We start from the raw sequence: 25311 nt of genomic DNA, 5'->3' as shown, positions 1-25311 counted from the left end.
GGAAAAACTATGAAAGTAACGTTAAAAGATGTGCGTTTAGCATTCCCTGCATTATTTGAAGCCAAAACTATTAACGGTGAGGGCGACCCGCGTTTTAGTGCTGTCTTGTTGTTCGATAAAGGCAGCGACAACTACAACGCCGTGATGTCCGCAATGAAAGCGGTTGCCGAAGATAAATGGGAAGAAAAAATGGAGGCAAACTGGAAAGCCATTAAAGCCAAAAATGCGTTTTGTTTGCACGATGGCGCAGAAAAACCGGAGTACGAAGGCTTTGAAGGCAAGTTTTTTGTATCCGCCCATAACAAAGCGCGCCCCAAAGTTGTCGATCGCAATCGACAAGAATTGGTGCAAGCCGATGGTAAGCCTTATGCCGGTTGCTATGTCAATGCGGTAATCGACATCTGGGCGCAGGACAACAAATACGGCAAACGCATCAACGCCTCGCTTTCCGGCATTCAATTCGTCCGTGATGGTGATGCCTTTGCCGGTGGCGGTGTTGCCAGTGCCGATGATTTTGATGATTTATCTGTTGATGACAGCGGTGCAGATGATTTTATGTGATCGCACTTTGCATTTTTCACCAAAGTACAGAGCTGCCTGAGGGCGGCTTCTTTTTTACCTAAATTAAGGAAACAGTCTGATGAAAACCAATCTACAAGATTTTTTAGATGAATTAGATGCCAGTGTTTTTGTATCGAAAGTGGCAACCGCACTTTCTCAAGTCGCACTCGGCACAGTGACACATGACAAACAAGGTAAGGTCATTCTTGAATTTACTTTGAAAAAGATGGAAAGCGATAGCGATAGTTCGACCAACTCAAAAGTGCAAATCTCGCACAAACTGATCTACTCGCAGCCGACCAAACGCGGCAAGGTATCGGAAGAAGATACCACCGCCACCCCGATGTATGTCCACAAAGGCGGACGTTTATCGGTTACTCCTGAGCGTGTGGAGACCAAAGACAATGTGATCCACATCAAACAAGCCAAAGCCGTTTAACAAAAGGAAAAACATAATGGATAAGACAGCCATTCAAGAAATCAAAGACTTAGCACTCTCTTCTGTGCGCATTAGCCCGACGGATTACCCTCTTGCCATTGTGCCGAAAGATATGCAGGTCTTTCCGCTTGAGCGTTATCAAGCACAGCGTAACAGTTATCGTGTTGTTTATCGCACCTCGCATTATCGTGATTACATCAGCTACGTTGAGCGCAACGTTCAGCCAAGCGCACAGTGTTTTGTCAATCCTGACACCATGTCAGCCAGAACCCTATTTGACCTTGGTGATATAGCTTCACCGGGACACGCTCTGCATGCCGCAGAACTGAGTTTATCTGCTACCGCTGCGTTTGAAGCCGTTAGCAGCATTGACGAGCGACAGCTGGAACAAAGCGAACTGTCGGATTGGCTTGAGGATTGGGCGGACAACATTACGGCGTTTGACGACGCCGGCGAAGAAATCAGCTTTGCCAATGCACTTGCGGCAGTGAGGAAAATCACATTGGATTATGCTAAAAGTGAAGAACACGAAGTTGGTGATTTTGCCGCTAAGAAATCGGCAATGGAAAGTGTGGAAGCAAAAAGCAAACTCACGATCCCACACAGTTTCACTTTCACCTGTGAAACCTATAGCGGCTTAAATATTCGTGACATTACATTACGCCTACGAATTTTAACCGGTAGCGACGAGCCGATTTTAGTGTTGCGTATGGTGAAAGCCGAAGCACTAAAAGAAGCCATTGCAGAAGAGTTCGCTGATAAAGTGCGGTTCTCCCTAACCGGAACGGATATTATCGTGAATATAGGCACTGTTGAAGTGTAATTATTATTTAGCCCTCAAGTTTGGGGGCTAAATTTTATAGGCTTATTTATAATACTTAATTTATATAACGGAGATATATATATATATGAACCACACAACTCTTCCTGAAATTGTAGTAACTGCTCGTGAACCTTATTTAGTGATTAAGGAAACTAAATTTCCATTAGACAAAATAGATCCTAACCCTTTTAGGATTGAGAATCTTAACTTCAATCACAGGGTATCCCTAGATCCCAATAAAACTGTTAGGCATTCGGTAGTGAATCAGCTGAGTTCAGAAATGACGAATAAATTAAATAGGATGCCTAGTGAAGTTAATATGTTTAAAGAAATGGAGGAGCAATATATTATTTTATTGGAGCTGTACGGAAAACTTTCTAAGACTCCTGAAGTTGAGAAGGGGTTGTCTGAGCTTAATCAATTATTTGATAAAATAAAAGTTTTATATGAAGAAATTATTAAGCAGAGAGAAAAAACCAATCAGTCTAGTGCTGCTGCAAATAAAGCAGAAAGTGATAATATACCTAAATTTGGACTTTCTAAAGTTCACAAGGAAGACTTTGATCTAATGCTATCTGTTACAGGTAGCTTACGACTATGGCTACACTCTGTTCTTAAATATAGAATGTCTGAGATTAATGAAAAGCAAAAGTTAATTGATATGTTAATAATTTTAAAAGACTTAGCTAATCAACTGTCTAAGGTTTATAATGTTAGTAAGCCCGAATTAGAGAAGGTTTTTAGTGCACTACCTCGTGAAACAATTAAACTATCTGAGACCTTTCCCAATTATGTTCTTGCTGAAGGCGTTGGCGCAACTGCTTCAGGAAGTTTATATGGGTATATTTCGCTTGTTGGTAATCAGCTATCTGCAGCAATTAGTATTGACATGCCGAATAAACAAGTATTAAATAGTAGTGATTTTAGCGTATCTAGTTATGAAATACGGGTAGGAGATGAAATCCTTTATAAAGGGGGGCTATCTCCTAATGATAAAAGTATTGTTATCCCTCAAGCCTATAAATACATAGGTGATCTAAAAGTGGATATTCCAAATATACACCGAGGGAAAGAAATTATTATTGTGCTAAATATTAGATTTACTTATGATTCCGGTAGTGGGATTGTTCCTTCTACAAGTAAAGAGATTAGAAAGAGTCTTATATTTAAATGATTAGAAAAGTATTAGTTTTAATATTTTCTCTTATGGTATCGTTGGCTTATGCCAACGATACTTTCAAGAGCTATAACGAACGGTATTTAAATGCAATTTCAGAAAACAATATAAATGAAATACAGGAAATATCTTACGATTTAGAACGTATTACAAAGAATAAAAAAAACGTCGATGAATGGGTTTGGATGTATGCAAGCACCTTGCAGCAGCTAAAAAAATATCCATTATTAAGAGAAGTTCTAGAAAAAATAGATTTGGAAAAACCGAATATTAATACAAAAATGGGTGTCTGTTTCTTAGAGGAAAAACTTAATGGTGGATCTCATGGATGTTTTATAAATGCCAAGTCACGCTTGATACTAGAATCCGATTATTACAATAATATTAACTATTGGTTTACTGTAAGGTTTATAAGTGGTGATATTGATATAAAAAGTGAAAAAGATAATTTAAGAAAAACTACGTTATCAGTAGATGAACTGAATTATATTCGGTTTACTGAAAAAAAAGAGATTATTAACGCTATGTTCCCCTAATAGGTTTTGAAATCGTGTTTACAAAATAAATTTTTTGTTTTGTAGTATTTGACAAACCGCACATTTTCGGATTAAGATGACTCCACTATCTCGTTAAGTCGGTTATCTCGCTCCGATAATAAAGCGGTTTTTTTGTACCTAAATTTTAGTTATAGATCGTCTATGATCGGGTCTAGAGAGCCTAATAGAATACCGTAAGGGAATAAGCTCCGCCATCTTAACGTGGTAGTTGAAGCCCGATCACCAACTAAGTGATCGGCTTATTACTAAACGTTAAGGTACAAAATTATGTCAAACTTATCTATCCTCAATACCTTGATCTGCACTTTTGAAAATCTTTATTGACGAAAAAATAAAATTTCAGTAGTATTCTGCTAACGGTGCTGAACACACCTATGACTAGTAGCGGAACAACCGCATTAAAGTGCGGTATTTTTTTATCCTGATTTTATGATCGGGTGGCGTTTCGTACATACAAGACCGCAAGGAAAAACGAAAGGCTGTCTACTAGCAGTGTTCAAGCACCCGATCACCCTATCTGAACAATGGGGCAAATTAAAATCGCTAGTAGGATAAAAATCATGACAAACTTAGCAATTCTCAACACCTCGATCCGCACTTTAGAAGGTTTACACTCATTAAACGATATTTACAAAGCTAGTGGCACAACTGAAAGTTATCGCCCTAGTAATTTTATTCGCCTCGAACAAACAAAAGATCTGATTGCTGAAATTGAAAAAGACCAAAGCTCAGATATGAGCTTAGCTCAAAAAACATTCAGAGGCGGATTAAATGCTGGTGTATGGGCTTGCGAAGAACTTGTCCTCGCCTACGCCATGTGGATCAGCCCGAAATTTCATTTGACGGTGATCCGCGCCTTTATGCAAATGCACAACATCGGCAAAAGCGCAGTCAAATAGAAAGGCAAGATTTTGCCGCCGTTCACACAAATTCCGAAAGGACGGCAATATCACCGCCCAACCGACACTTGTCTGACACGAACCCAAATCGAAACGCTGAGCGGTTACGTTATGCGGATTTCACATCTGCGCCAGCTACACCCCAACACCATTTATAAATGGTTCTTTGATTACTACGGATTGCGCCAAATTCGCGATTTACACCCGGCAATTTATGATAACGTGGTTTGCCATTTGCGCAGCGAGGTCGCGCGCTACCATGACTGCTATTTAGCAGCCTACCAATCGGCGACGAAAGCGACTATTACGCAACCAACAGCGAAAGCACACCCTTTAGCCAGCTTTGATTTTTCCTCCTTTGGACAAAATCTCTATGCGGTTGCCAAGCACATCAGCTACCTTGAAAAAGAGTGGAACGACACGCTTTCTCCTGCGCTTAAGCTGCTCAATTACAACGCACGGCATAATGTTGATGAACATCTGCGTGCCGCCAATATCCACCTGCAAAACTATCTGCAAGTGTTTGAGCTGATGCGCACGAAGCCAAAACCGGAACAGCCGCAACAACCCCAGTTGGCATTGAAGCCATAATTTAACCGCACCGCACTTTACACCTTGCTTTTGGCAAAGTGCGGTTTCTTGCACCCTTTTTTCAGCCATAAGGAATTCATTATGAAAAATTGGCTTCTATTTATCGTGGTACTTGTCGGCTTTTTGTGGGCGAGTGATAGCGATTTTGAATATTATGTTGCCGCCGAAAAAGACCGTTGCGAACGTGCCGGTGGAGTTTGGGTGGTGGAGAATAACGATCAGTTTTGTGAGGTGCACAATGCCGATACTATACGCTGATTTGGAAACTTACAGTGATATCCCGATCCGCAATGGGGTTCACGCCTATGCTGAAAACGTAGAAATATTGCTGTTTGCCTATGCGTTGGATGATGGCGAGGTGCAGGTGTGGGACGCGACTGCCGAGCCGATGCCGTCGGATTTAAAACAGTATCTTGCCGACCCGACGATAACCTTGATGTTTCACAATTCGCACTTTGACCGCACCGTATTGCGCCACGCATTGCCAACGGTAGATTTTCGTATTCAGCGTTTCCTAGACACGATGATCATCGCCTATCTGCACAGCTTGCCGGGCGCACTGGCGGAGCTGTGTGAGGTGTTTGGCGTGCCGACAGACAAAGCCAAAGATAAGGCGGGAAAACAATTGATTCAGCTTTTTTGCAAACCACTGGGCAAAAACCGCAAGCTGGACAGGGCAACCCGCCACACACATCCGGAGGAGTGGCTGCGCTTCAAAGCGTACGCACGGCTCGATATTATCGCCATGCGAGAAGTGCATAAACGACTGCCGACATGGAATTTAATCGCAGGGGAATTAGCCTTGTGGCAACTTGACCAAAAGATTAACGATCGGGGCGTTGCCGTGGACCGCACTTTAGCGGAAGCGGCTATCCGAGCGGTGACAAAAGAACAAGCCGAATTGCGCCAACAAGCGCAGACCATGACAGATGGCACAGTACACAGCACCACCCAACGCGATGCGCTGTTAGACCACATACTACAGCAATATGGCGTTGAGTTACCGGATTTAACCGCCTCAACGATTGAACGGCGATTAGACGATCCGGAATTGCCCGAACCGGTCAAAGAGCTATTGCGCAATCGCCTCAATTCAAGCGGCACAGCAACCGCAAAATACCGCCGCCTGCTGCAAGCCGTAAATAGCGACGGCAGACTGCGCGGTATGCTGCAATTTTGTGGCGCAGGGCGTACTGGGCGGTGGGCTGGGCGAATTTTTCAGCCGCAGAACCTGCCACGCCCTAGTATGAATCAAGATGATATTGATTTTGGTATCACAGCACTAAAAGCCGATGCCGCCGATTTGATTTTTGATAATGTTACCGAGCTTGCCAGCTCTGCTTTGCGCGGTTGCTTAATCGCCCCACAAGGTAAAAAACTGGTGGTGTCGGATTTATCTAATATCGAAGGGCGAATGCTGATTTGGCTTGCCGGTGAAAAATGGAAACTACAAGCCTTTCGGGATTTTGACAAGGGCAGCGGACACGATCTGTATAAATTAGCCTATGCCAAATCCTTTCGTATGAACCCTGAAAAGGTGACCAAAGCGCAACGGCAAATCGGCAAGGTAATGGAGTTGGGATTAGGCTACGGCGGCGGTGTCGGGGCGTTTTTAAACTTCGCATTAGTCTATAAACTCGACTTGGACGAACTCGCCGATAATGCGTTTGACAGCATCAATCCTGACATTTTGGCACAAGCGAAGTCGGCGTGGCATTGGGCGAGCGACCAAAAACGTACTTACGATTTATCCGAACGGGTTTATATCGCCTGCGACGCACTGAAACGCTTGTGGCGCGAAGCGCACCCGCAGACGGTCAAGCTGTGGTCTGAGGTGGAAAGTGCGGTACGCAACGCCATTACACAGTCGGATAAGGTCTTCCGCTATCGCGATTTAGCTTTTTTGCGGACAAAAAACTGGCTGCGCATTCGTCTGCCGTCAGGTCGTCAGTTGTGCTATCCAAGCATAGCAATTGAAGACGGCAAAATCACCTATTTCGGGCTGAATACCTACAGTCGTAAATGGGGACGGATAGCCACATATTCCGGAAAACTGACGGAAAATATCACCCAAGCCGCCGCTCGTGATGTGATGGCGAACAATATGCAGCTTATTGAAAACAGCGGTTATCAAATCGTATTGACGGTACACGATGAAGTTTTAACCGAAGCACCGGACACCGTTGCATACACCCCTGAAACACTCAGCCGATTACTCGCTACCAATCCTCTATGGGCGCAAGATTTACCGCTCAATGCCGGAGGGTTTGAAGCGTATCGGTATAAAAAGGATTGATTATGGAAAGCACACAAAAAGCACTAACTGTTGATGATTTGATCGTCGGTCATATCTATTCGGCAAAACGAAAGTCAGTGGATCCCTTCGGGTTGGTTAATGATCGCCAAATCCTGTATATCGAAAAAGTTTTGGGAACAGTACAGTACGATAGCCCAACAGTTGCTAGAGGGAGGCACTATCCAAAAGTTTCAATTGATAAATTTTTACGGTGGGCTAAGGAAGATGTTACCTCTCAGATGCCGAAAGGAGAGTGGCGTAGTGAATAGATTAATTCGAGAATCTGAAATTGAAGCCCATCTAGTGAAAACTGTCAAAGCCAAGGGCGGAATTGCGTATAAGTTTACCAGTCCCTCGCGGCGCAATGTGCCGGATAGAATGATTTTGTTGCCCGGCGGCAAGTTATTTTTTGCCGAATGCAAAGCACCGAGACGAAAAGCCACCGCAGGGCAGCTGCGTGAACATCAACGTATTGCTGAGTTAGGGTTTGGCGTGGTGATTGTTGATAGTTTTGATATTGAGGCGTTATTCGATGATTGACTTTTCCCCTAGAGAATACCAAAAGCTGATTATTGATTACATTGTCCAAAACCCACGCTGTAACATCTTTGCTGGCATGGGAACAGGCAAGACAGTCAGCACGCTGACCGCACTTGATGCGTTACTTTTGGCAGGTGTTATTGAGCCGCCTGTTTTGGTACTTGCGCCTTTGCGGGTGGCACAAAGCACATGGCCAGACGAAGTGCGCAAATGGGCGCATCTTAGTCATCTAACTGTGCAGCCAATTGTCGGTTCGGTTGGCCAACGTCAAAAAGCATTGGCAACGCCGGCAGACATCTACACTACAAACTATGAAAACGTACCTTGGCTTGTGGAAACGCTCGGCAATCATTGGCAGTTCACCATGATCATCGCCGATGAAAGCACCAAGTTGAAAAGTTATCGCACGCGCAAAGGCGGCAAACGGGCGAGAGCATTGGCAAGTGTTGCGCATAATAAAGTGAAACGTTGGGTCAATCTCACCGGCACACCATCGCCGAATGGTTTAATCGATTTGTGGGGGCAACAATGGTTCATCGACCGAGGCGAACGATTAGGGCATACCTTCACGGCATTTACCGAGCGATGGTTTCGTTCGATTCCGCTTGGCTTAAGCGGATTCAGCCGCAAAGAGCCTTACGGCTATGCACAAGCTGAAATTCAAAAAGCATTAGCGGATTGCTGCTTGTCGATTCAGGCAGCGGATTATTTTGATATTGAAGAACCGATCCAAACCGTAATTGAAATTGAGCTACCGCCGAAAGTCGCAAAGCAGTATCAACAATTTGAAAAAGAGATGTTCACTCAAATTCAGAATGAAGAGGTTGAAGCGCTCAATGCCGCCGCCAAAACCCTCAAATGTCTGCAATTGGCAAGCGGTGCGGTCTATACCGAAAGCGGTGATTGGATTGAAACCCATAATGCCAAGCTGCAAGCGTTGGAGAGCATTATTGAAGAAGCCGCCGGAATGCCAGTGTTGGTTGCATATCATTTCAAAAGCGATCTGGCACGGCTACAACGACACTTCCCACAAGGCAAATTGCTCGATACTGATCCGAAAACGATTAAAGATTGGAACACTGGAAAAATCCCGATTTTGTTTGCACACCCTGCAAGTGCCGGACATGGGCTGAATTTGCAAGACGGCGGCAATATCCTCGTCTTTTTCAGCCACTGGTGGGATTTGGAACAGTACCAACAAATCGTCGAACGTATCGGGCCGACACGACAAGCACAAGCCGGACATCATCGTCCGGTTTTTATTTACCACATCTGCGCCAAGCATACGGTTGATGCGTTAGTGATTGAAAGGCGCAACAGCAAACGCACGGTACAAGATATTTTATTAAATGCCATGAAAAATAAGGAAACACTATGACTAACATCAACACCACCTTAAAACACCGCCAACAAACCTATGGCGATTATGCTGACACGGCAAAAGTTGCACAGGAAATCAAAGCCGTGATTTATGCCAATGCCGGTGAACTCAATGCGAAACAGCAAGAGGCATTAGAGATGATTGCTACCAAAATGGCACGCATTTTGACGGGTAATCCGCACTATGAAGATAATTGGCGAGATATTGCCGGTTACGCCCAATTAGGCGGGGACTTATGGACACCTGAAAATATTGAGGATCTAAAAATCGGATTGAGTGGGTAGCCTATGGATAACTGGAAAACCGCAAAAGAAGGTAATTTCCCACCTAAAAATGGTTTGTATCGAGTGCAAATCAAACTCGACAACGGGCGGTTATTTTCCTTTGAAAATGAATATAGCAGCAAAAAAGGTTTCACGTTCGACACGACTATGCGTGAGTTAGGTAAACCACAACGAATATTGGCTTGGCGGTATTTATGAAAACAAATAAAAATAACGGTTGGATAAAATGTAGTGAACAGTTACCCGAAAAAGATAAAAGAGTGTTGATTTACAATGGCTATGAAGCCCTTGCCGAACTATGTGAAAGCAAGAAAGTTCCAGGTCGTTTATATTGGCAAACTGAAGATTTCAACCTCAACTATGGTGAATGTGAACAACTATCTTTTGATGAAGTTACACACTGGCAACCGCTGCCAAGCCTGCCAAGCGATGTCGCCTAACTTAGTCTAGCGCTTAGACGAGTTAGACGAAAGACATTTAAAACCACGCCACCGCAAGGTGGCTTTTTTATGGGGTCAATATGGAAAAAGCCTTAACGATAAACGATGTCGCCGAAATGCTGAGTTTAAGCTACGGCACAGTCTATAACCATCGATATAAGTGGGGATTCTTTAAAATGGAAGGGTCTCGAATTTGGCGCATTTATCAATCGGATCTTGAAAAAAACCGTAAAAAGCAAAATAATGTTTGTCGGCTAGAAATGCAGGTCGGCGATAAGGAGAATCCAAAATGTCGATCTACAAAACATCAAGTGGTATCTGGTGGATTGATTTCAGAACGCCGAGCGGTCAGAGAATTAGACGCTCTGCTAAAACAACTGAAAAAAAATTAGCGCAAGAGTACCATGACAAACTCAAATATGAAGCGTGGAAAGTTGATCAGCTTAATAAAAAACCTGAACGCACAATTGAAGAAGCCCTGATTAGATTCCTTGAAACCTCAACCGGTCAAAAGGATATGGAAACAAAAATTCGGCACACGGAGTATTGGCGCAGTGTGTTAAGTGGGCGAACGCTTAGCTCTTTAACAACAGATGATATTCTGAATAACTTGCCTACGCACAAAGCCAGCACGAAAGAAAAACTCTCACCCTCAACGCAAAACCGATATCGCACGTCAATTATGCGCGCGTTATCTTTGGCGCATAAAGCCGGTTGGATAGATAGCATTCCTTATGTCCCTAAAAATCCTGAACCGAAAGTGCGGGTACGTTGGATCACAAAAGAAGAAGCATTCCGCTTGGTGGAATCGCTCAATCTCGGGTGGATGAAAGATGTTTGCTCTTTTGCTTTGATGACCGGTGCGCGAATGACGGAAATTTTGTCGCTGACGTGGGATAAAATTGATTTTGCGAGAAATATTGCAATCGTTACCAGTGATGTTGCAAAATCAGGCAAAGCAAGACCGCTGCCACTAAGCCGAGATGCAATAGCGCTGCTGAAACAGAAACGAGCGGAACGTATTTCTGATTTTGTTTTTCACCGAGGCAAGGGGAAATTCATTAGCGAAATTGATCGCGAAGATTTTCAGCGCGCATTAACGCGGGCAAATATTCAAGATTTTCGCTTTCATGATCTGCGACACACCTGGGCAAGTTGGCATGTCCAAAACGGAACACCTTTGATGGTATTGAAAGAACTTGGCGGTTGGGAAACGGTGGAGATGGTAAAACGCTATGCCCATCTCAATGCCAGTCATCTTTTGAGCTATGCAAATGTGGGAATGTTTTGGGAATATTCAGCAGTTAGCCAGTTTGGGTTGGTTGCAGAAAACGAACCGTTCACAGAAATTTCAGAAAATAAAAAAAGCCGTAAGTTATTGATTTAGCGACCATTACTTACGACTTCATTCAGAAAAGTGGCGGAGGAAGTGAGATTCGAACTCACGGAGGGCGTAAACCCTCGCCGGTTTTCAAGACCGGTGCCTTCAACCGCTCGACCATTCCTCCGCACGGTTGACTCTTAACGAGTGGCGCAGATAATACAAATTTCGTCGGGGCAAGTCAACACTCAAGTTTAAATATTTATTGCGTTTGAGGGAATTATAAACAAAGTGCGGTATTTTTCGACAGGTTTGATTTTTTAGCGTCTTGAATGAGAAAATTTCAGCCATAAAAAAGCCCTGCATTGGCAGGGCTTTGAAATCATAAACAAAAATAGAAAATTAACGGCGTAAACCTAAACGTTCGATTGTTGTAGTGTAAAGTGCTAGATCAGTGCGTTTTAAGTAGTCTAATAATTTACGACGACGAGAAACCATACGCAATAAACCACGACGACCGTGATGGTCTTTTTTATGAACAGAGAAGTGTCCTTGTAAGTGGTTGATTTGTGCGGTTAATAACGCAATTTGAACTTCGGAAGAACCGGTGTCGCTACCGTCACGACCAAAGTCAGCAACGATTTTTGCTTTTGCTTCTGCGCTTAGAGACATAATAACTCCTAAAAATAGTGTTAGTGAAAATACATCAATAGCCGATCTCTAATTCAGCTATGACAGGGAATGCGCATTTTACGTTGAGTTGCGTCGGATTGCAATCAAAAGGGTGAAAAATCACGTAATAAGGCATTCGTTAGATGTTATTAGCAGGGCGTAAAATAGCTTGATTTCAAAGTGCGGTCAGCTATCTTTAAATCTCCCCTTGAATTTCCAATTAAAATAGATTATCGTAACTAAAATTATACAATCATTGTATCAAATTTTTTACAAAAAGACCTTGATAAGGAATTTTATGAACGCCGTCGCCAATAAAGATTTAATCCACAACGTGAATATCAACGATGAAAAAGTGTTGATGACTCCGCAAGAGTTGAAAGAAAAGCTGCCACTCAGTTTGGAACTGAAACAACAAATCGAACAATCCCGACATGATATTGCCAACATTATTCATAAGCAAGACAAGCGTTTGTTGTTGGTGATTGGGCCTTGTTCGATCCATGATCCGCAAGCGGCGTTGGAATATGCGCATAAGTTAAAGGCATTGGCTGATGAAGTGAAAGACACTATTTATGTTGTTATGCGGGTTTATTTTGAAAAACCGCGAACCACGGTCGGTTGGAAAGGGTTGATTAATGATCCGCACTTGGACGGTAGTTTTGATGTAGAGAATGGTTTACAGCTGGCAAGAAAATTGCTGATTGATTTGGTCGAATTGGGTTTGCCGTTGGCAACCGAAGCCCTTGATCCGATTTCGCCGCAATATATGGCGGAGCTGTTCAGTTGGTCGGCAATCGGCGCGCGCACCACCGAATCGCAAACGCACCGTGAAATGGCATCGGGGTTGTCAATGTCGGTCGGTTTTAAAAACGGCACGGACGGCAGTTTAGCCACCGCAATCAATGCGCTGAAAGCGGCTTCGATGAGACACCGCTTTATCGGCATTAATCAACAGGGGCAGGTGAGTTTACTGCAAACCGCAGGCAACAAAGACGGACACGTGATTTTGCGCGGTGGCAAAGCGCCGAATTACCAAGCGGAATTTGTGCAACAATGCGAGCAGGAACTGGCAAAAGCCGGCTTAGAACAGTCGATTATGATCGATTGCAGCCACGGCAACTCGAATAAAGATTACCGCCGCCAGCCGCTGGTGGCGGAAGAGGTGGTGCAGCAAATTTTGGATGGCAACCGCTCTATTACCGGTTTAATGATCGAGAGCAACCTGTTTGCCGGCAACCAAAGCTCGGAGCAACCGTTTGAACAAATGCAATATGGCGTTTCGATCACCGATGCCTGCATTGATTGGCAGACAACCGAGCAATTATTGCGTAAAATTCATCAGCAATTATTAAATAGAAACTAGAGGACAACATGCAACCGCTGCAACCTTTGCGTGATGAAATTGATCAGCTGGATCGCAATTTATTGAAATTATTGGAAAAACGTCTGCAACTGGTGGCAGAAGTCGGACAAGTGAAACACCAACACGGCTTGCCGGTGTATGTGCCGGAGCGTGAGGCGGAAATGTTGGTGGCGCGGCGGCAAGAAGCGGAAAAAATGGGGATTTCGCCGGATTTAATCGAAGATCTGTTGCGCCGAATTATGCGCGAATCTTACCAAAACGAGCATAAAAGCGGTTTTAAAACCGTCAATCCGGCGATTAAAAAAATCGTGATTGTCGGCGGAAAGGGCAAACTCGGTAGCTTGTTCGGACGCTATTTCCAATTGTCCGGTTATCAGGTGGAAAATTTGGGGCGTGCCGAGTGGCAACATGCGGATCAGATTTTGCATAATGCCGATGTGGTGATTGTCACTGTGCCGATTCGCAACACCTTAGAAACCATCGAGCGCTTGCAACCGCACTTGCGTGAAAATATGCTGTTGCTCGATTTCACCTCAGTCAAACGCCAGCCGGTTGAAAAAATGCTGGAGGTGCACCAAGGTGCGGTGCTGGGCTTGCACCCGATGTTCGGACCGGATATTGCAAGCTTTGCCAAACAACTGATTGTACGTTGCGACGGGCGTTATCCGGAACGTTATGAATGGCTGTTGCAGCAAATGCAGCTGTGGGGGGCAACGATTTACCGCACTGATCCGGCAGAACACGATAAAAATATGACCTATATTCAAGCCTTGCGCCACTTTGCCACTTTTGCCAACGGCTTGCATTTATCCCGTCAGCCGGTCGAATTGGCGCAATTATTGGCGTTATCCTCACCGATTTATCGGTTGGAATTGGCAATGATCGGGCGTTTATTTGCGCAAGACGGGGAGTTATATGCCGATATTATTTTAGATAAACCGGAAAATTTAGCGGTGATTGAATCATTGAAGCAAAGTTACGAAGAGGCGTTAGGTTTTTTTGAACAACATGATCGTGCCGGATTCATCCAAGCATTTAAACAAGTCAGTGACTGGTTTGGCGATTATTCACCGTTATTTATGAAAGAAAGCCGCCAGCTATTACAACAGGCGAACGATTATAAACAGTTTTGAAAAGGCAATGAAAGAAGGCTACCGCTTGGTAGCCTTTATGTTTTAACTTTTCGCATTTTTTTCATCTTCTTTAATGGCATCTCGCACCGCACTTTTAATCGCAAGGAGCATACCGATAACCATGGCGAGAAGAATAAGCAAAACAATCGTTGTTTCCATTATGTTTCCTCCTGTGAAAGGCTGTCCTGATATTTTCTGAGTTCTTTACCGCATAATAAAATTCCATATGTAGCGAAAGACAATAACACCAGATTAATGCTCTTAAACCACCAACTATACTGCCCATATAGTACAACAGGTATCGCAAGCAGCGCAACTTTGGCTAAATCTTCCAAGTTCTTTGCCCATGAATCGGATGTTTCTTTTTTTATCGGTCTTTTCAGTAAATACCAATTTGTCTTTTTGAAATGAGAGTAACGCCTTTTCATGTTTTATCCCCGGTTTATCATTGAGTTAAAAGATAAAATAAGCGTAAGGTAAGTTTGACTTGATTAGCAGCCTGAACAAAAATGTTTGCGATCCGGATCGTAAATATCAAAAAAACACAAGCTCACAGATTGTCCCTTTCTGCCACAAATAGCAGATATTCTTCTAAATTATCAATTGCATCTTGGCAACGTTGTTTACGCTGTTCAGTTTGTTGGATTCGTTGTAGCCAAGCGGCTTGTTGCAAGGGTTCCGCTTGCAGCATAGCGTCGTTCTGTTGCGCGATTAAATCATTTAATTGGCGCAAAAATTGATAGTATTTCTCCAACCGCACTTGGGGCGGCAAATCATGCACTTGGTGTTTGTTTTTCTTGGTCGCTGCTTTGGGCGTGAAATTAGCGGCAAAGTGCGGTTGAACGGAGGCTGTCGGTTGCAGCATATCCAGCAGGGCGTGATATTGTGCCAATAACTTTTCAGTGTAAAACTCGACTTGCTCCGCTTCCGTTGCCTGCCTCAAAATGGAAAATGTCTGCTGAATTTGTGTTAAACAATCGCCCACCGTTTCATTTTCCGTCGCAAATAAGCGCGAATCGAGCTTGGCGGAAATCGGCTGCTGTTGGTATGGCAAAAGTTGCCGAAAGTAACTTTCGATTTTTTCCATTAATAGCTGAACATTGGCGGCGGACATAAACCCTCGGCTTATTTTTTGTTATGCGATCCGGATCGTAAAAAAAGTGGCTCGGCAGTGTGTGGCAATGCGCTTTATTTTAGATTAGCCTTCCTTTTAACACAACCGGAGGAAAGCACATACTATGTTTAACCTGATCCAACGCCCGATAGAGCGCACAACGTTAGAAGCATGGGCGAAAATGAGCGATGATATTGCCAAAGTTGCAATATTGGCAGTACCTGTTATGCTACTGGATAGTAGCGTAATTTCTTTAAAAGTCATCAACGGTATCTCATTGATATTTTCTGCATACGCATTTTTATGTGGTGGAAGATTCATTCGAAAGCATTTAACCAACATGGAGGGCAAATAATGGAACTGACGATTGGACTTGGCATTTTTGCCTTACTTGGGTTGATTTTTGCGATAGGTATGAATTATCTTGCTAAACATCCCTATCCAAAAGGCTATAAGCCCGAACAAAATAAAAAATAGCGCAAACGCCGATACAGTGCGGTATGAATCAAACATTCTACCGCATTTGATTATTTAATCCGTAAGCAAATGTATTGAATAACATATTGCATTTTCAATAGTTTCCCGACTTTATTGCAGAACTTTGATCTGAGTCACATAAAAAATCTGAACTTTGTTATTTTAAGTTTGGCAGCTTTAGGCAGCTTTTCTTTAGTTATAAAAATTCAATATAAAACAATAAGATATGATTAAATAAAATGTTTCTCTATAAAAATAGTATGAATAAATCGCTCCAAAGAAGTTTGCATAAACCATGTGAAATAATCATGACTAAGCATTCATTTATTGCAACCAATTGAAATTAAAAGATTTTTTGTTTTTTGTTTTGAATGGTCATAAGCTTGACAGGGAAAATGGATTCTGTCAGTATGACCTCGGAAATCAAAAACAGGGTTGGACAACGCTGTTGAGTGAAAGTTCAATCTAAGTTCCGTTTATTTATGCACTAGCGAACATAAATAAATTAACTTTAAACTTAAGTAAAAAGGCAAACTATTATGAAAAAGACATTAGTAGCTTTAGCAGTAGCAGCAGTAGCCGCAACTTCTGCAAACGCAGCAGTTGTTTATGATCAAGACGGTTCTAAAGTTGAAGTGGGCGGTTCTTTACGTTTACTTTTGAATAAAGAAACTGATAGAAAAGTTGATTTGAAAAATGCAGGTTCTCGTTTAGTAGTTAAAGGTTCTCAAGATCTAGGTAGCGGACTGAGTGCATTAGCAAATGTTGAATTACGTTTTGAAGAAAAAACAGATGCAAAAGATGATAGTTCTTTTGGTAATGTAACTACTAAAACATTATATGCTGGTTTTAAACAAGATGGCGTTGGTACTCTAACATTTGGTCGTCAGTTAACTAATGGCGATGATGTGCAATTAGGAGATTACGCTTATGAGTACGGTGGCAATAATAATGTAACCGGCGCATCTAATAAATCTGTTAAATTCCGCTCAGACAGCTTTAGTGGTTTTAGCTTTGGTTTAGATTACCTATTCGGTAATGCAGCAAAAGGCAATACTGGTAATACTAAAAATGGTTATGGTGCTGCGTTATTCTATACTGCTGGTTTAGCTGAAGGCACAACCTTAAATCTGAATGCAGGCTATACTCAGGATAGACTCTCAACTGAAAAAACGAGTAAGACTGATAGCTGGCGTTTAGCGGGAGAATTACTAGTTAGCGATTTCGGCGTAGCTTATAACTATGGTCAAACTCGAGCTACTGAAAATGGTGAAAAACAAGATAAAACCACTTACCATCTGGTTGGTTTAAAATATAAATTGGCAGCTCCATCAACAGTTTACGGACAGTGGAAGCGTGAGTCAGAAGGTAGTGATCGTGTGCACACCTATCTTGTTGGTGCAGATTATAAATTGCACAAAAATGTTATTACATTCGTAGAGTATGCGAATGTCAGAACTAAAGTTGAAGGTGAAGATAACAAGAAAGAGAATAAAGTTGCTGTAGGTTTACGTGTATTCTTCTAATTGTTAAATAATTAGATATCTTCCAAAGGTCGGCTTTTGCCGACCTTTTTGTTTTTTAAGTACTTTATCAAATGTCAAAAATAACTTCCCCCTCCGCAGGCGTAGGGAGAGAAAGTTTAGCTTACCAAAAAGTAAATTCCTTCCCTCCGTACGCGGAGGGAGAGAAAGTAAAAGTAAATTCCCTCCCTCCGCAGGCGGAGGGGGGGCGCAGGACGGAGGGAAGTATAAAGAAAAGATAATATTTACGATCGGTATCGCAAATATTTATACGAACGCTTAATCTTATTTTTTCTAATCTTATTATTTTTTATTTAAAAAAGGAAAATAGTAGATGAGAGAAAATGAAAATTTAATGCTGCGTCAATATGCTAAACAACTTCGTTCAACCATGACCGAAGCGGAACAAAACCTTTGGTATCATTTACGCCGGCGACGCTTAGGCGGCGTGAAATTCCTTCGACAAAAAATTATTGGTAAATACATTGTTGATTTTATTTCTTTTGATATTGCTTTAATTATTGAATTAGATGGCGCTCAACATAGTGATGAAAATCAACGGCAATATGATCAAGTCCGAACGAATTATTTGGAAGCTCGAGGGTTTAAGGTTATTCGATTCTGGAATGATGAAATATTAAAGGACATCGAGGCAGTGTTAGATATTATTTGGCATTTTGTGGATGGATAAAAAGTTTTCCCCTCCCTCCCCATTTTTCTTGAGAAAAATGGTACTCCCTCCGCACGCGGAGGGAGAGAAAATTACGGTTACCAAAATAAAACGATACTTCCCTCTCTCCGCATGCGGAGGGAGGTGTTCGAAGGACGGAGGGAGGGCGGAAAAGATTAAACTACAAACAATTCTTTTCACCACGAGACAAGCTAATCAAGCCGGAGCGGACGACTTCGATAATGTCGCTTTCTTGTTTCACCGAGCTGATGAAGGCATTGAGTTTGTCTTTGGTGCCGGCAAGCTGAATGGTATAGCTTTTCGGGGTGACGTCGATGATTTGTCCGCGGTAAATATCCGCCAAACGTTTCACCTCATCACGCGCATTGCCGTGCGCCCGCACTTTGAGCAACATGATTTCTCGCTCGACGTGTTCGCAATCACTTAAATTAATCACTTTGAACACATCGACCAATTTATGCAGTTGTTTTTCGATTTGTTCTAATACCTTTTCTTCACCAAACGCCTCGATTGTCATGCGCGACAGGGTTGGATCGTCTGTCGGCGCAACGGTCAGGCTTTCGATGTTAAATGCGCGTTGTGAAAACAGGGCGATGACCCGTGATAACGCACCGGATTCGTTTTCTAATAAGACTGAAATAATTCTGCGCATTATGTTCTCTCCGTTTTGCTTAAAATCATATCGTTCATGGCGCCGCCTGCAATTTGCATTGGGTAAACGTGTTCGGTTTCATCGACCAGAATATCAACAAAGACCAGTTTGTCTTTGATGGAAAAAGCCTGTTGTAACTTGGTTTCCAATTCGTCAGGGTGGTTAATTTGAATCCCTACATGCCCATAAGATTCCGCCAGTTTAACGAAATCAGGCAGGGAGTTCATATAGGACTGCGAGTGGCGGCCGGCATAGATAATATCCTGCCACTGTTTCACCATGCCTAAGAAACGGTTATTCAGGCTGATAATGACGACCGGAATATTATATTGTTGTGCGGTTGACAGCTCCTGTATATTCATCTGAATACTGCCGTCGCCGGTGATACAAATCACGGTTGCCTCTGGGTGTGCCATTTTAACGCCAAGCGCCGCCGGCAAGCCGAAGCCCATGGTGCCGAGACCGCCGGAGTTGATCCAACGGCGCGGCTTATCAAATGGATAATACAGGGCGGCGAACATTTGGTGCTGTCCGACATCGGAGGCAATATACGCGTCCCCGTGGGTGATTTTGTGGATCACCTCAACCGCTTGTTGCGGCTTAATCACTTGATCGCTATGCTCATAACGCAAGCATTGGCGGCTTCGCCATTGTTCGATTTGCTGCCACCAATCCTCAAGTGCGGTTTGTGATTTCAATGTTTCTTCGTCGCTGAGCAAAGATAAAAATTCATTCAATACCAAATCGGCACTGCCGACAATCGGAATATAGGCATGGACGTTTTTGGAAATAGAGGTCGGATCGATGTCGATATGGATCACCTTGGCATTCGGGCAGTATTTTTCTAAGTTGTTGGTGGTGCGATCATCAAAACGTACGCCAACGGCAAGGATCAAATCGCTTTCATGCATGGCATTGTTGGCTTCATAGGTGCCGTGCATGCCCAACATGCCAAGCGATTGTTTATCGCTGCCCGGAAAACCGCCCAAGCCCATGAGTGAGCTGACGACCGGCAAATTCAGTTTTCTGGCGAATTCGGTGGCTTGTTCTGAGCAATTGGCATTGATAATGCCGCCGCCGATAAACATCACCGGCTTTTTCGCCACTAAAACCGCTTTCAGCGCTTTTTTGATTTGTCCTTTATGCCCGTGAATATTCGGATTATAAGAGCGCAACGTGATGGATTCCGGATAAACATAAGGAATTTTATTCGCCGGGTTGACGATGTCTTTCGGCAAGTCAATCACCACCGGACCCGGGCGACCGCTTGCGGCAAGATAGAAAGCTTTTTTGATGGTTGCGGCTAAATCTTCCACCCGTTTCACCAAAAAGCTGTGTTTGACCACCGGGCGGGAAATCCCGATCATATCGCATTCTTGGAAGGCATCACTGCCGATTAAGGCGCTGCGCACCTGACCGGAAAACACCACTAACGGCACGGAATCCATATAAGCAGTGGCAATGCCGGTGATCGCATTGGTGGCGCCCGGGCCGGAAGTGACTAAAACACAGCCGACTTCGCCGGTTGAACGGGCATAGCCGTCTGCCATGTGCACCGCGGCTTGTTCATGGCGTACTAAAACGTGTTCAATGCCGCCATGGGTTTGAATCGCATCGTAAATGTCCAGCACCGAGCCGCCCGGATAACCAAAAACGAATTTTACGCCTTGATCACGGATCGCCTGCACAATAATTTCAGCACCCGATAATTTTTTCATCACTCCTCCAGAATTAATCGCATGGTATTTTGAATAGATGGTCTATTTTTACGACAACTTATCTGGCTTGTCTACTGTTTTTTTATCACTGACAAAAGAGTTTTTAGGATTAAAATGCTTTAAAATTAAAATAAACAGGATTTTATAAAAATAAACTCACAATAAATAAAAAAAATGCGATAATGTATCGCATTTTATAAAATCCAAAAAATTATCTGCTTATTGCAAAAAAGTGCGGTTTACACTTTAGATTGGCTTTTTTTCAGCAACAGAATTAAGCCAAGCATCATAATGCCGGTGGCTAAGAATCCGAATAAACCGGATTCGGTAAAGCCAAGCACCAGATAACCAACCGCGGAAGACGCGGCGACCAATAACGCATAAGGCAATTGCGTGGTGACATGGTCGATGTGGTTACAGCTTGCGCCGGTGGAGGAGAGAATCGTGGTATCGGAAATCGGAGAGCAGTGATCGCCGCAAACCGCACCTGCCATCACCGCAGAGAGACAAGGCAATAACAGCGCCGGTTCGGCATGGACCGCAATTGAGGCGGCAATCGGCAGCATAATGCCGAACGTGCCCCAGCTGGTGCCGGTGGAAAATGCCATCACTGCGGAGATAACAAATAACAGCACCGGCAAGAAACCGATCGAAATCGAATCGCCAATCAAGCTGGAGAGGTATTTTCCGGTTTGCATGTCGCCGACAATGGTATTGATCGTCCAAGCAAAGAATAGCACTAAAATCGCGCCGAACATCGATTTAGCCCCTAAACCGTAAGCGGCAATATATTCTTTCAATGAGATTTGTTTGGAACTTAAGGCGCAGAGGGTGGCAACGATCAGTGCGACAACGCCACCGAAAACCAATGAAGTGCCGACGGCGGTGTTTTCAAAAGCGCCTAAAATTGAAAATGACAATTGATCCGCTGCCAAGGCTTGCGCACCGGTGTAGATCATCATGCCAACGGTCGCAATAATTAAGGCAAGAATCGGCAGCACCAAATCCCGCACCCGCCCTAACTTGCCGTTTTGAATGTCCTCTTCTTGTACGGCTGCATTTTCGGCTTGGCGTTCAAAATGTGCCATTGGTCCAATATCAAATGAAAAAATCGCCACAATAAACACCAAGACTAACGCAAAAATCGCATAGAAATTCATCCCGATCATGGTGACAAAAGCACCAATCGGCGAATAGTCGGTAATCGCATGGGTCGCCAATAAACCGCCGACCAAGGTGATAATATAAGCGCCCCAACTGGAAATCGGCATAATCACGCACATTGGCGCAGCGGTGGAATCCAATAAATACGCTAATTTTGCCCGTGATATTTTATATTTATCCGTCACAGGACGAGCGATGGCGCCAACCGCCAAGCTGTTAAAATAGTCATCAATAAAAATGAAAACCCCGAGAAAAACAGTAAGTAATTTTGCGCCGCGTTTTTGCTTAATGTGTTTTTGAGCCCAATTGACAAAAGCGCGATTACTGCCGGAAATAGTCAGTAATGAGGTTAAAATACCAAGTAAAATTAAAAAGATAATGATATTGGTATAATCGGCATTTAATCCCCCGTCGCTATAAACGAGAGAAAATACACTGGTTGCGACATAACTCGCCGCATTTAACACATTGCCGCCGCTTAACATCAAAGCACCAACGATAATCCCGGCACTGAGTGATAATAGCACTTTGCGGGTTATAATCGCTAAAGACAACGCCAACAAAGGCGGAATGACTGACCAAAATGAATTAGAAAAATCAACAAAATCCATATAAAAATTCCATATAACAATATAAAAGAATGCGAAAGTTTCATTTTGTAGCGTGGATGCTACAGAGATTAGAATAAGAAAGAAACAAACGTAAAGACTACAATAATACCCGAAAAAAACCAAGCTAAATTAAATTAACAAACCTTATTTTATCAAATTTGGTCGGTTATAATTTGAGTCGGTGATAAATAATTTGATTATCTGTTTTTTTTGTTTTATATTTCTAGTTAAATATTCATCAATTTTGTTAAACTAAATTTTCATAGGATCGATTATGAGTGATTTGATTAAAAAATTATCCAACTTACGTAGCGTTCGTGTTTTGGCTAAAGATCTTTCTTTAGCGCAATTAGAAGATATTGCAGAGAAATTTTCTGCTGTGATAGTTGAGAAAAAAGAAGAGTTGTTGCAAATTGAACAACAAGAAGCGGAGCGCCAAGAAAAAGTGGCGGCGCTGAAAGAACAATTTGAAAAGAGCGGTTTAAGCAAAGAAGAATTGGCGGCATTATTGTTCAGCAATACCGTCGCAACAGAACGTAAAAAACGCAGCCCGCGTCCGGCAAAATATCAATATACCGATGAAAAAGGGCAAGTAAAAACCTGGACCGGACAAGGCAGAACGCCGAAAAGTATTCAAGACGCATTAGATAGCGGAAAATCGCTAGACGATTTTAAAATCTAACTTTTACATTTGATTTCAACATTTAAAATAAACCCGCATGGGTTTATTTTTTTCATTTATACAGAATCTATTTTATGATTGAAAATAAAATTTTATTGACCGAATGCCCGGATGATAAAGGTTTGGTCGCGAAGATAACCAACATTTGTTATAAACATCAATTGAATATCACCCACAACAGCGAGTTTGTCGATAATGGCGGCAAACGTTTTTTTATGCGCAGTGAATTGCAGGGAATTTTTAATGATGAAGTCTTGTCTGCCGAATTGGATTTTGCTTTACCGGCAGGTGCCAAGCACAGCATTATTACGCGCCAAAAAAAGCGGATTGTTATTTTAGTCACTAAAGAAGCGCATTGTCTGGGCGATATTTTAATGAAAAACTACTATGGCGGTTTGGATGTTGAAATAGCGGCGGTGATTGGCAATCATGATACGCTCCGCAGTTTGGTGGAGCGTTTTGATATTCCGTTTCATTATGTTAGCCATGAAAATTTAAGCCGCGAACAGCACGATCAACAATTAGCCGAACAAATTGATCAATACCAACCGGATTTAATCGTATTGGCGAAATATATGCGCGTGCTGAATCCGAAATTTGTCGAACGCTATCCGAACCGCGTGATTAATATCCACCACTCGTTTTTACCGGCATTTATCGGCGCCAAGCCATATCAACAGGCGTATGATCGCGGCGTGAAAATCATTGGCGCAACCGCACATTTTATCAATAACGAATTGGATCAAGGTCCGATCATTATGCAAAATGTGATTAACGTTGATCATACCTATGACGCGCAAGCCATGATGCGCGCCGGACGTGATGTGGAAAAGAGCGTCCTCACTCGCGCCTTGGATCTGGCGCTTAACGACCGCATTTTTGTTTACGAAAATAAGACGATTATTTTGTAAAATTGTCTCTCATCAATTGCATTTCTTTTTTGTTGTTCTATTTAGTCGGGCTAACTGCCCGATATGTCTAACAATATATCAAATTTACCACATCTAATTGATTTATAATAATTTATAATCTTCTTAGCATTAGAATAAACAGACTCTCTGAAAAGGTGGTGTCACACCATATGAAGAGATATTTATGTAAATTAATGTCGCCCTCCACGCATTTTTTTGCGCGTGATTGTATTTAAAATCTTCTGTTGTTAAAGAATTGAAAACTTATTCTTGCTCTTGTAATGTCAGCATGTTATAAAACGCAAGTTGGTTTGTATATATTTGTAATCTTTGCATTGGATTACTTTTTGGCGCTTTCTTTAAAGAAAATGGAGGTTTTAATGAAACAATATCTGGCAGTTTTTGCTGCCGCAGTGACACTGAATGCGTGTTCATTGCCCCAAGGTGGCATACACCAGCCACTAGAGAAATGGGTTAACAATGACGCTGCAACAGTTAGCTCGCAAAACTTAGCCTCAAACCAAGGGCTAGTGGTGTTTTACCGCCAAGATCATATCGCTACACCAGCAGTTAATATCTATATTAATGGTGATTATCAAGCTTCATTGTTAGAAAACGGTTTCAGTACGATTGCATTATGTGCTGATCAACATTTCTTTAGTGCTTCGCTAAGCCGTAATGACGAAACTGGCAATAGAACTAAAGGTATTAAATTTATCGCACCAAGCCAAGATGTTACTTACATTAAAGTCAAACAAGTCAGAAATGGCAATCCAATTTTCGAATTTGTGAAGCCGTCTATCGCGACAGATGAACTTGCCGCATTACAACGACAAACCCAAACCCTCTCCCGTGTAAAACAGCAAAGCTGCAATAGCAATGAATATGCATTATTTGCGACTACGATCGATACACAGATCGCATTTCCGTTAGATAAGCATGGTTATAGCGATTTATTACCGGCGGGAAGAAGCGAAGTTCAAGAATTTGTTACGAAAATTAAAAATGTTAATCAACAACTGATTAGTAAAGTTGTGGTTAATGGGCATACTGATCCGGAAGGTTCCGCAGCATATAACCAAAGATTGTCAGAAAAACGCGCCGATACGATCAGCAACATCTTCAGAACGGAAAGTGCTGACTTACCTATCGTAACTATAGGCTCCGGTGAGAATGAATTGGTTGTTAAAGATTGTGCAATTGAATATCGCCACAATAAAGCGGCTAAAACCGAATGTAACTTACCTAACCGTCGAGTCGATATCGTGGTTTACGGACAAAAATAAAT

General features: G+C 42.7%; 32 protein-coding genes and 1 tRNA gene. 26 read left to right on the top strand and 7 right to left on the bottom strand.

All coding sequences use genetic code 11. The features are described 5' to 3' along the window. Positions 1 to 9: 9 nt before the first annotated feature. From ACWA5Z_RS12215 to ACWA5Z_RS12135, 17 genes are all read left to right on the top strand, one after another. A complete protein-coding gene (locus tag ACWA5Z_RS12215; protein ID WP_431052757.1) occupies positions 10 to 561 on the top strand; it encodes a DUF2815 family protein in 552 nt (183 codons plus the stop codon). A gap of 79 nt (positions 562 to 640) precedes the next feature. Then, positions 641 to 1000, top strand: a complete 360-nt coding sequence (locus tag ACWA5Z_RS12210) for a hypothetical protein (RefSeq protein WP_431052755.1) — start codon at positions 641 to 643, stop codon at positions 998 to 1000. Positions 1001 to 1016: 16 nt separating this feature from the next. Continuing rightward, positions 1017 to 1823, top strand: a complete 807-nt coding sequence (locus tag ACWA5Z_RS12205; protein ID WP_431052753.1) for a DUF2303 family protein — start codon at positions 1017 to 1019, stop codon at positions 1821 to 1823. An 85-nt stretch (positions 1824 to 1908) separates the two neighbouring features. Then, positions 1909 to 2997, top strand: a complete 1089-nt coding sequence (locus ACWA5Z_RS12200) for a hypothetical protein (RefSeq protein WP_431052752.1) — start codon at positions 1909 to 1911, stop codon at positions 2995 to 2997. Continuing rightward, complete coding sequence (locus ACWA5Z_RS12195) at positions 2994 to 3536, top strand: hypothetical protein (protein WP_431052750.1); 543 nt, start codon at positions 2994 to 2996, stop codon at positions 3534 to 3536. The genes ACWA5Z_RS12200 and ACWA5Z_RS12195 overlap by 4 nt, the downstream gene beginning before the upstream one ends. Before the next feature lie 581 nt (positions 3537 to 4117). Then, positions 4118 to 4456, top strand: a complete 339-nt coding sequence (locus tag ACWA5Z_RS12190; RefSeq protein ID WP_431052748.1) for a KilA-N domain-containing protein — start codon at positions 4118 to 4120, stop codon at positions 4454 to 4456. A 12-nt stretch (positions 4457 to 4468) separates the two neighbouring features. Then, positions 4469 to 5047 carry a hypothetical protein gene (locus ACWA5Z_RS12185; protein ID WP_431052746.1) on the top strand — a complete coding sequence of 193 codons (579 nt, stop codon included), beginning with the start codon at positions 4469 to 4471 and terminating at the stop codon, positions 5045 to 5047. Positions 5048 to 5128: 81 nt separating this feature from the next. After that, complete coding sequence (locus ACWA5Z_RS12180) at positions 5129 to 5305, top strand: hypothetical protein (RefSeq protein WP_431052744.1); 177 nt, start codon at positions 5129 to 5131, stop codon at positions 5303 to 5305. Then, positions 5286 to 7343 (top strand): DNA polymerase, encoded by a 2058-nt coding sequence (locus ACWA5Z_RS12175; protein WP_431052742.1) that lies wholly within the window; start codon positions 5286 to 5288, stop codon positions 7341 to 7343. Before ACWA5Z_RS12180 ends, ACWA5Z_RS12175 begins: the two co-directional genes overlap by 20 nt. A gap of 2 nt (positions 7344 to 7345) precedes the next feature. Next, positions 7346 to 7612 carry a hypothetical protein gene (locus tag ACWA5Z_RS12170; protein ID WP_431052740.1) on the top strand — a complete coding sequence of 89 codons (267 nt, stop codon included), beginning with the start codon at positions 7346 to 7348 and terminating at the stop codon, positions 7610 to 7612. Next, the gene (locus tag ACWA5Z_RS12165; RefSeq protein WP_431052738.1) at positions 7605 to 7883 is read left to right on the top strand and encodes a hypothetical protein; all 279 of its coding nucleotides are present in this window, start codon (positions 7605 to 7607) and stop codon (positions 7881 to 7883) included. The genes ACWA5Z_RS12170 and ACWA5Z_RS12165 overlap by 8 nt, the downstream gene beginning before the upstream one ends. Continuing rightward, positions 7876 to 9261, top strand: a complete 1386-nt coding sequence (locus ACWA5Z_RS12160; protein WP_431052737.1) for an SNF2-related protein — start codon at positions 7876 to 7878, stop codon at positions 9259 to 9261. Before ACWA5Z_RS12165 ends, ACWA5Z_RS12160 begins: the two co-directional genes overlap by 8 nt. Then, positions 9258 to 9548, top strand: a complete 291-nt coding sequence (locus tag ACWA5Z_RS12155) for a DUF6378 domain-containing protein (protein ID WP_431052735.1) — start codon at positions 9258 to 9260, stop codon at positions 9546 to 9548. The genes ACWA5Z_RS12160 and ACWA5Z_RS12155 overlap by 4 nt, the downstream gene beginning before the upstream one ends. Before the next feature lie 3 nt (positions 9549 to 9551). Continuing rightward, entirely contained in the window at positions 9552 to 9746 is a 195-nt protein-coding gene (locus ACWA5Z_RS12150) for a hypothetical protein (RefSeq protein ID WP_431052733.1), read from the top strand. After that, entirely contained in the window at positions 9743 to 9988 is a 246-nt protein-coding gene (locus ACWA5Z_RS12145) for a DUF551 domain-containing protein (protein ID WP_431052731.1), read from the top strand. The genes ACWA5Z_RS12150 and ACWA5Z_RS12145 overlap by 4 nt, the downstream gene beginning before the upstream one ends. Positions 9989 to 10068: 80 nt before the next feature. After that, positions 10069 to 10380, top strand: coding sequence for a helix-turn-helix domain-containing protein (locus tag ACWA5Z_RS12140; protein ID WP_431052729.1), 312 nt, complete (start codon positions 10069 to 10071; stop codon positions 10378 to 10380). Next, positions 10278 to 11375: a tyrosine-type recombinase/integrase gene (locus tag ACWA5Z_RS12135; RefSeq protein WP_431052727.1), complete on the top strand. Its 1098-nt coding sequence runs from the start codon at positions 10278 to 10280 to the stop codon at positions 11373 to 11375. Before ACWA5Z_RS12140 ends, ACWA5Z_RS12135 begins: the two co-directional genes overlap by 103 nt. A 31-nt stretch (positions 11376 to 11406) precedes the next feature. Here the strand turns inward: ACWA5Z_RS12135 and ACWA5Z_RS12130 are convergent. Next, positions 11407 to 11496 (bottom strand) — tRNA-Ser (locus tag ACWA5Z_RS12130). Positions 11497 to 11711: 215 nt separating this feature from the next. Next, positions 11712 to 11981 (bottom strand): 30S ribosomal protein S15, encoded by a 270-nt coding sequence (gene rpsO / locus ACWA5Z_RS12125; protein ID WP_431052725.1) that lies wholly within the window; start codon positions 11979 to 11981, stop codon positions 11712 to 11714. 298 nt (positions 11982 to 12279) lie between these two features. Between rpsO and ACWA5Z_RS12120 the strand changes: the two genes are divergently transcribed. Both ACWA5Z_RS12120 and tyrA read left to right on the top strand, forming a co-directional pair. Next, positions 12280 to 13347 carry a 3-deoxy-7-phosphoheptulonate synthase gene (locus ACWA5Z_RS12120; RefSeq protein WP_431052723.1) on the top strand — a complete coding sequence of 356 codons (1068 nt, stop codon included), beginning with the start codon at positions 12280 to 12282 and terminating at the stop codon, positions 13345 to 13347. Between the two features lie 8 nt (positions 13348 to 13355). After that, complete coding sequence (tyrA, locus tag ACWA5Z_RS12115; protein ID WP_431052721.1) at positions 13356 to 14480, top strand: bifunctional chorismate mutase/prephenate dehydrogenase; 1125 nt, start codon at positions 13356 to 13358, stop codon at positions 14478 to 14480. A 158-nt stretch (positions 14481 to 14638) separates the two neighbouring features. Here the strand turns inward: tyrA and ACWA5Z_RS12110 are convergent, their stop codons facing one another. Together ACWA5Z_RS12110 and priC are read right to left on the bottom strand one after the other, a co-directional pair. Further along, a complete protein-coding gene (locus ACWA5Z_RS12110; RefSeq protein WP_431052719.1) occupies positions 14639 to 14908 on the bottom strand; it encodes a hypothetical protein in 270 nt (89 codons plus the stop codon). 122 nt (positions 14909 to 15030) lie between these two features. Continuing rightward, on the bottom strand, positions 15031 to 15594 hold the full coding sequence (gene priC / locus ACWA5Z_RS12105; protein ID WP_431052717.1) for a primosomal replication protein PriC: 564 nt from the start codon (positions 15592 to 15594) through the stop codon (positions 15031 to 15033). A gap of 124 nt (positions 15595 to 15718) precedes the next feature. Between priC and ACWA5Z_RS12100 the strand changes: the two genes are divergently transcribed. From ACWA5Z_RS12100 to ACWA5Z_RS12085, 4 genes are all read left to right on the top strand, one after another. Continuing rightward, a complete protein-coding gene (locus ACWA5Z_RS12100; RefSeq protein ID WP_431052715.1) occupies positions 15719 to 15949 on the top strand; it encodes a hypothetical protein in 231 nt (76 codons plus the stop codon). Next, complete coding sequence (locus ACWA5Z_RS12095; RefSeq protein ID WP_431052713.1) at positions 15949 to 16071, top strand: hypothetical protein; 123 nt, start codon at positions 15949 to 15951, stop codon at positions 16069 to 16071. Before ACWA5Z_RS12100 ends, ACWA5Z_RS12095 begins: the two co-directional genes overlap by 1 nt. 539 nt (positions 16072 to 16610) lie before the next feature. Further along, entirely contained in the window at positions 16611 to 17597 is a 987-nt protein-coding gene (locus tag ACWA5Z_RS12090; protein WP_449343186.1) for a porin, read from the top strand. A gap of 331 nt (positions 17598 to 17928) precedes the next feature. Then, the gene (locus ACWA5Z_RS12085; RefSeq protein WP_431052709.1) at positions 17929 to 18285 is read left to right on the top strand and encodes an endonuclease domain-containing protein; all 357 of its coding nucleotides are present in this window, start codon (positions 17929 to 17931) and stop codon (positions 18283 to 18285) included. 160 nt (positions 18286 to 18445) lie between these two features. Here ACWA5Z_RS12085 and ilvN read toward each other — a convergent pair whose 3' ends face one another. The 3 genes from ilvN to ACWA5Z_RS12070 form a co-directional block, all read right to left on the bottom strand. Next, positions 18446 to 18937 (bottom strand): acetolactate synthase small subunit, encoded by a 492-nt coding sequence (ilvN, locus tag ACWA5Z_RS12080; RefSeq protein ID WP_431052707.1) that lies wholly within the window; start codon positions 18935 to 18937, stop codon positions 18446 to 18448. Beyond that, positions 18937 to 20655: an acetolactate synthase 3 large subunit gene (locus ACWA5Z_RS12075; RefSeq protein WP_431052705.1), complete on the bottom strand. Its 1719-nt coding sequence runs from the start codon at positions 20653 to 20655 to the stop codon at positions 18937 to 18939. Before ACWA5Z_RS12075 ends, ilvN begins: the two co-directional genes overlap by 1 nt. A 239-nt stretch (positions 20656 to 20894) precedes the next feature. Next, the gene (locus ACWA5Z_RS12070; protein ID WP_431052703.1) at positions 20895 to 22430 is read right to left on the bottom strand and encodes a Na+/H+ antiporter NhaC family protein; all 1536 of its coding nucleotides are present in this window, start codon (positions 22428 to 22430) and stop codon (positions 20895 to 20897) included. 274 nt (positions 22431 to 22704) lie between these two features. On the opposite strand from ACWA5Z_RS12070, the gene ACWA5Z_RS12065 reads away from it, so the two are divergent. The 3 genes from ACWA5Z_RS12065 to ACWA5Z_RS12055 all read left to right on the top strand — a co-directional run bounded on the left by ACWA5Z_RS12065 (position 22705) and on the right by ACWA5Z_RS12055 (position 25309). Further along, on the top strand, positions 22705 to 23112 hold the full coding sequence (locus ACWA5Z_RS12065) for an H-NS family histone-like protein (protein ID WP_431052701.1): 408 nt from the start codon (positions 22705 to 22707) through the stop codon (positions 23110 to 23112). 74 nt (positions 23113 to 23186) lie between these two features. Further along, positions 23187 to 24023 (top strand): formyltetrahydrofolate deformylase, encoded by an 837-nt coding sequence (purU, locus tag ACWA5Z_RS12060; protein WP_431052699.1) that lies wholly within the window; start codon positions 23187 to 23189, stop codon positions 24021 to 24023. 380 nt (positions 24024 to 24403) lie between these two features. Then, positions 24404 to 25309 carry an OmpA family protein gene (locus tag ACWA5Z_RS12055; RefSeq protein ID WP_431052697.1) on the top strand — a complete coding sequence of 302 codons (906 nt, stop codon included), beginning with the start codon at positions 24404 to 24406 and terminating at the stop codon, positions 25307 to 25309. The last annotated feature ends 2 nt before the right edge of the window (positions 25310 to 25311 follow it).

The sequence above is a fragment of the Testudinibacter sp. P80/BLE/0925 genome, assembly GCF_053570785.1.
This window is presented reverse-complemented; position numbering and strand designations above follow the sequence as displayed.

What these genes read in the sequence shown, in the direction of transcription:
- ACWA5Z_RS12145 (WP_431052731.1), top strand. Translation starts at nt 9,743, where the DNA reads ATGAAAACAAATAAAAATAACGGTTGGATAAAATGTAGTGAACAGTTA.
- purU (WP_431052699.1), top strand. Translation starts at nt 23,187, where the DNA reads ATGATTGAAAATAAAATTTTATTGACCGAATGCCCGGATGATAAAGGT.
- ACWA5Z_RS12205 (WP_431052753.1), top strand. Translation starts at nt 1,017, where the DNA reads ATGGATAAGACAGCCATTCAAGAAATCAAAGACTTAGCACTCTCTTCT.
- ACWA5Z_RS12200 (WP_431052752.1), top strand. Translation starts at nt 1,909, where the DNA reads ATGAACCACACAACTCTTCCTGAAATTGTAGTAACTGCTCGTGAACCT.
- rpsO (WP_431052725.1), bottom strand. Translation starts at nt 11,981, where the DNA reads ATGTCTCTAAGCGCAGAAGCAAAAGCAAAAATCGTTGCTGACTTTGGT.
- ACWA5Z_RS12150 (WP_431052733.1), top strand. Translation starts at nt 9,552, where the DNA reads ATGGATAACTGGAAAACCGCAAAAGAAGGTAATTTCCCACCTAAAAAT.
- ACWA5Z_RS12215 (WP_431052757.1), top strand. Translation starts at nt 10, where the DNA reads ATGAAAGTAACGTTAAAAGATGTGCGTTTAGCATTCCCTGCATTATTT.
- ACWA5Z_RS12070 (WP_431052703.1), bottom strand. Translation starts at nt 22,430, where the DNA reads ATGGATTTTGTTGATTTTTCTAATTCATTTTGGTCAGTCATTCCGCCT.
- ACWA5Z_RS12140 (WP_431052729.1), top strand. Translation starts at nt 10,069, where the DNA reads ATGGAAAAAGCCTTAACGATAAACGATGTCGCCGAAATGCTGAGTTTA.
- ACWA5Z_RS12075 (WP_431052705.1), bottom strand. Translation starts at nt 20,655, where the DNA reads ATGAAAAAATTATCGGGTGCTGAAATTATTGTGCAGGCGATCCGTGAT.
- ACWA5Z_RS12175 (WP_431052742.1), top strand. Translation starts at nt 5,286, where the DNA reads ATGCCGATACTATACGCTGATTTGGAAACTTACAGTGATATCCCGATC.
- ACWA5Z_RS12120 (WP_431052723.1), top strand. Translation starts at nt 12,280, where the DNA reads ATGAACGCCGTCGCCAATAAAGATTTAATCCACAACGTGAATATCAAC.
- ACWA5Z_RS12095 (WP_431052713.1), top strand. Translation starts at nt 15,949, where the DNA reads ATGGAACTGACGATTGGACTTGGCATTTTTGCCTTACTTGGGTTGATT.
- ACWA5Z_RS12160 (WP_431052737.1), top strand. Translation starts at nt 7,876, where the DNA reads ATGATTGACTTTTCCCCTAGAGAATACCAAAAGCTGATTATTGATTAC.
- ACWA5Z_RS12155 (WP_431052735.1), top strand. Translation starts at nt 9,258, where the DNA reads ATGACTAACATCAACACCACCTTAAAACACCGCCAACAAACCTATGGC.
- ACWA5Z_RS12100 (WP_431052715.1), top strand. Translation starts at nt 15,719, where the DNA reads ATGTTTAACCTGATCCAACGCCCGATAGAGCGCACAACGTTAGAAGCA.
- ACWA5Z_RS12190 (WP_431052748.1), top strand. Translation starts at nt 4,118, where the DNA reads ATGACAAACTTAGCAATTCTCAACACCTCGATCCGCACTTTAGAAGGT.
- ACWA5Z_RS12170 (WP_431052740.1), top strand. Translation starts at nt 7,346, where the DNA reads ATGGAAAGCACACAAAAAGCACTAACTGTTGATGATTTGATCGTCGGT.
- priC (WP_431052717.1), bottom strand. Translation starts at nt 15,594, where the DNA reads ATGTCCGCCGCCAATGTTCAGCTATTAATGGAAAAAATCGAAAGTTAC.
- tyrA (WP_431052721.1), top strand. Translation starts at nt 13,356, where the DNA reads ATGCAACCGCTGCAACCTTTGCGTGATGAAATTGATCAGCTGGATCGC.
- ACWA5Z_RS12110 (WP_431052719.1), bottom strand. Translation starts at nt 14,908, where the DNA reads ATGAAAAGGCGTTACTCTCATTTCAAAAAGACAAATTGGTATTTACTG.
- ACWA5Z_RS12195 (WP_431052750.1), top strand. Translation starts at nt 2,994, where the DNA reads ATGATTAGAAAAGTATTAGTTTTAATATTTTCTCTTATGGTATCGTTG.
- ilvN (WP_431052707.1), bottom strand. Translation starts at nt 18,937, where the DNA reads ATGCGCAGAATTATTTCAGTCTTATTAGAAAACGAATCCGGTGCGTTA.
- ACWA5Z_RS12055 (WP_431052697.1), top strand. Translation starts at nt 24,404, where the DNA reads ATGAAACAATATCTGGCAGTTTTTGCTGCCGCAGTGACACTGAATGCG.
- ACWA5Z_RS12065 (WP_431052701.1), top strand. Translation starts at nt 22,705, where the DNA reads ATGAGTGATTTGATTAAAAAATTATCCAACTTACGTAGCGTTCGTGTT.
- ACWA5Z_RS12210 (WP_431052755.1), top strand. Translation starts at nt 641, where the DNA reads ATGAAAACCAATCTACAAGATTTTTTAGATGAATTAGATGCCAGTGTT.
- ACWA5Z_RS12090 (WP_449343186.1), top strand. Translation starts at nt 16,611, where the DNA reads ATGAAAAAGACATTAGTAGCTTTAGCAGTAGCAGCAGTAGCCGCAACT.
- ACWA5Z_RS12180 (WP_431052744.1), top strand. Translation starts at nt 5,129, where the DNA reads ATGAAAAATTGGCTTCTATTTATCGTGGTACTTGTCGGCTTTTTGTGG.
- ACWA5Z_RS12085 (WP_431052709.1), top strand. Translation starts at nt 17,929, where the DNA reads ATGAGAGAAAATGAAAATTTAATGCTGCGTCAATATGCTAAACAACTT.
- ACWA5Z_RS12135 (WP_431052727.1), top strand. Translation starts at nt 10,278, where the DNA reads ATGTCGATCTACAAAACATCAAGTGGTATCTGGTGGATTGATTTCAGA.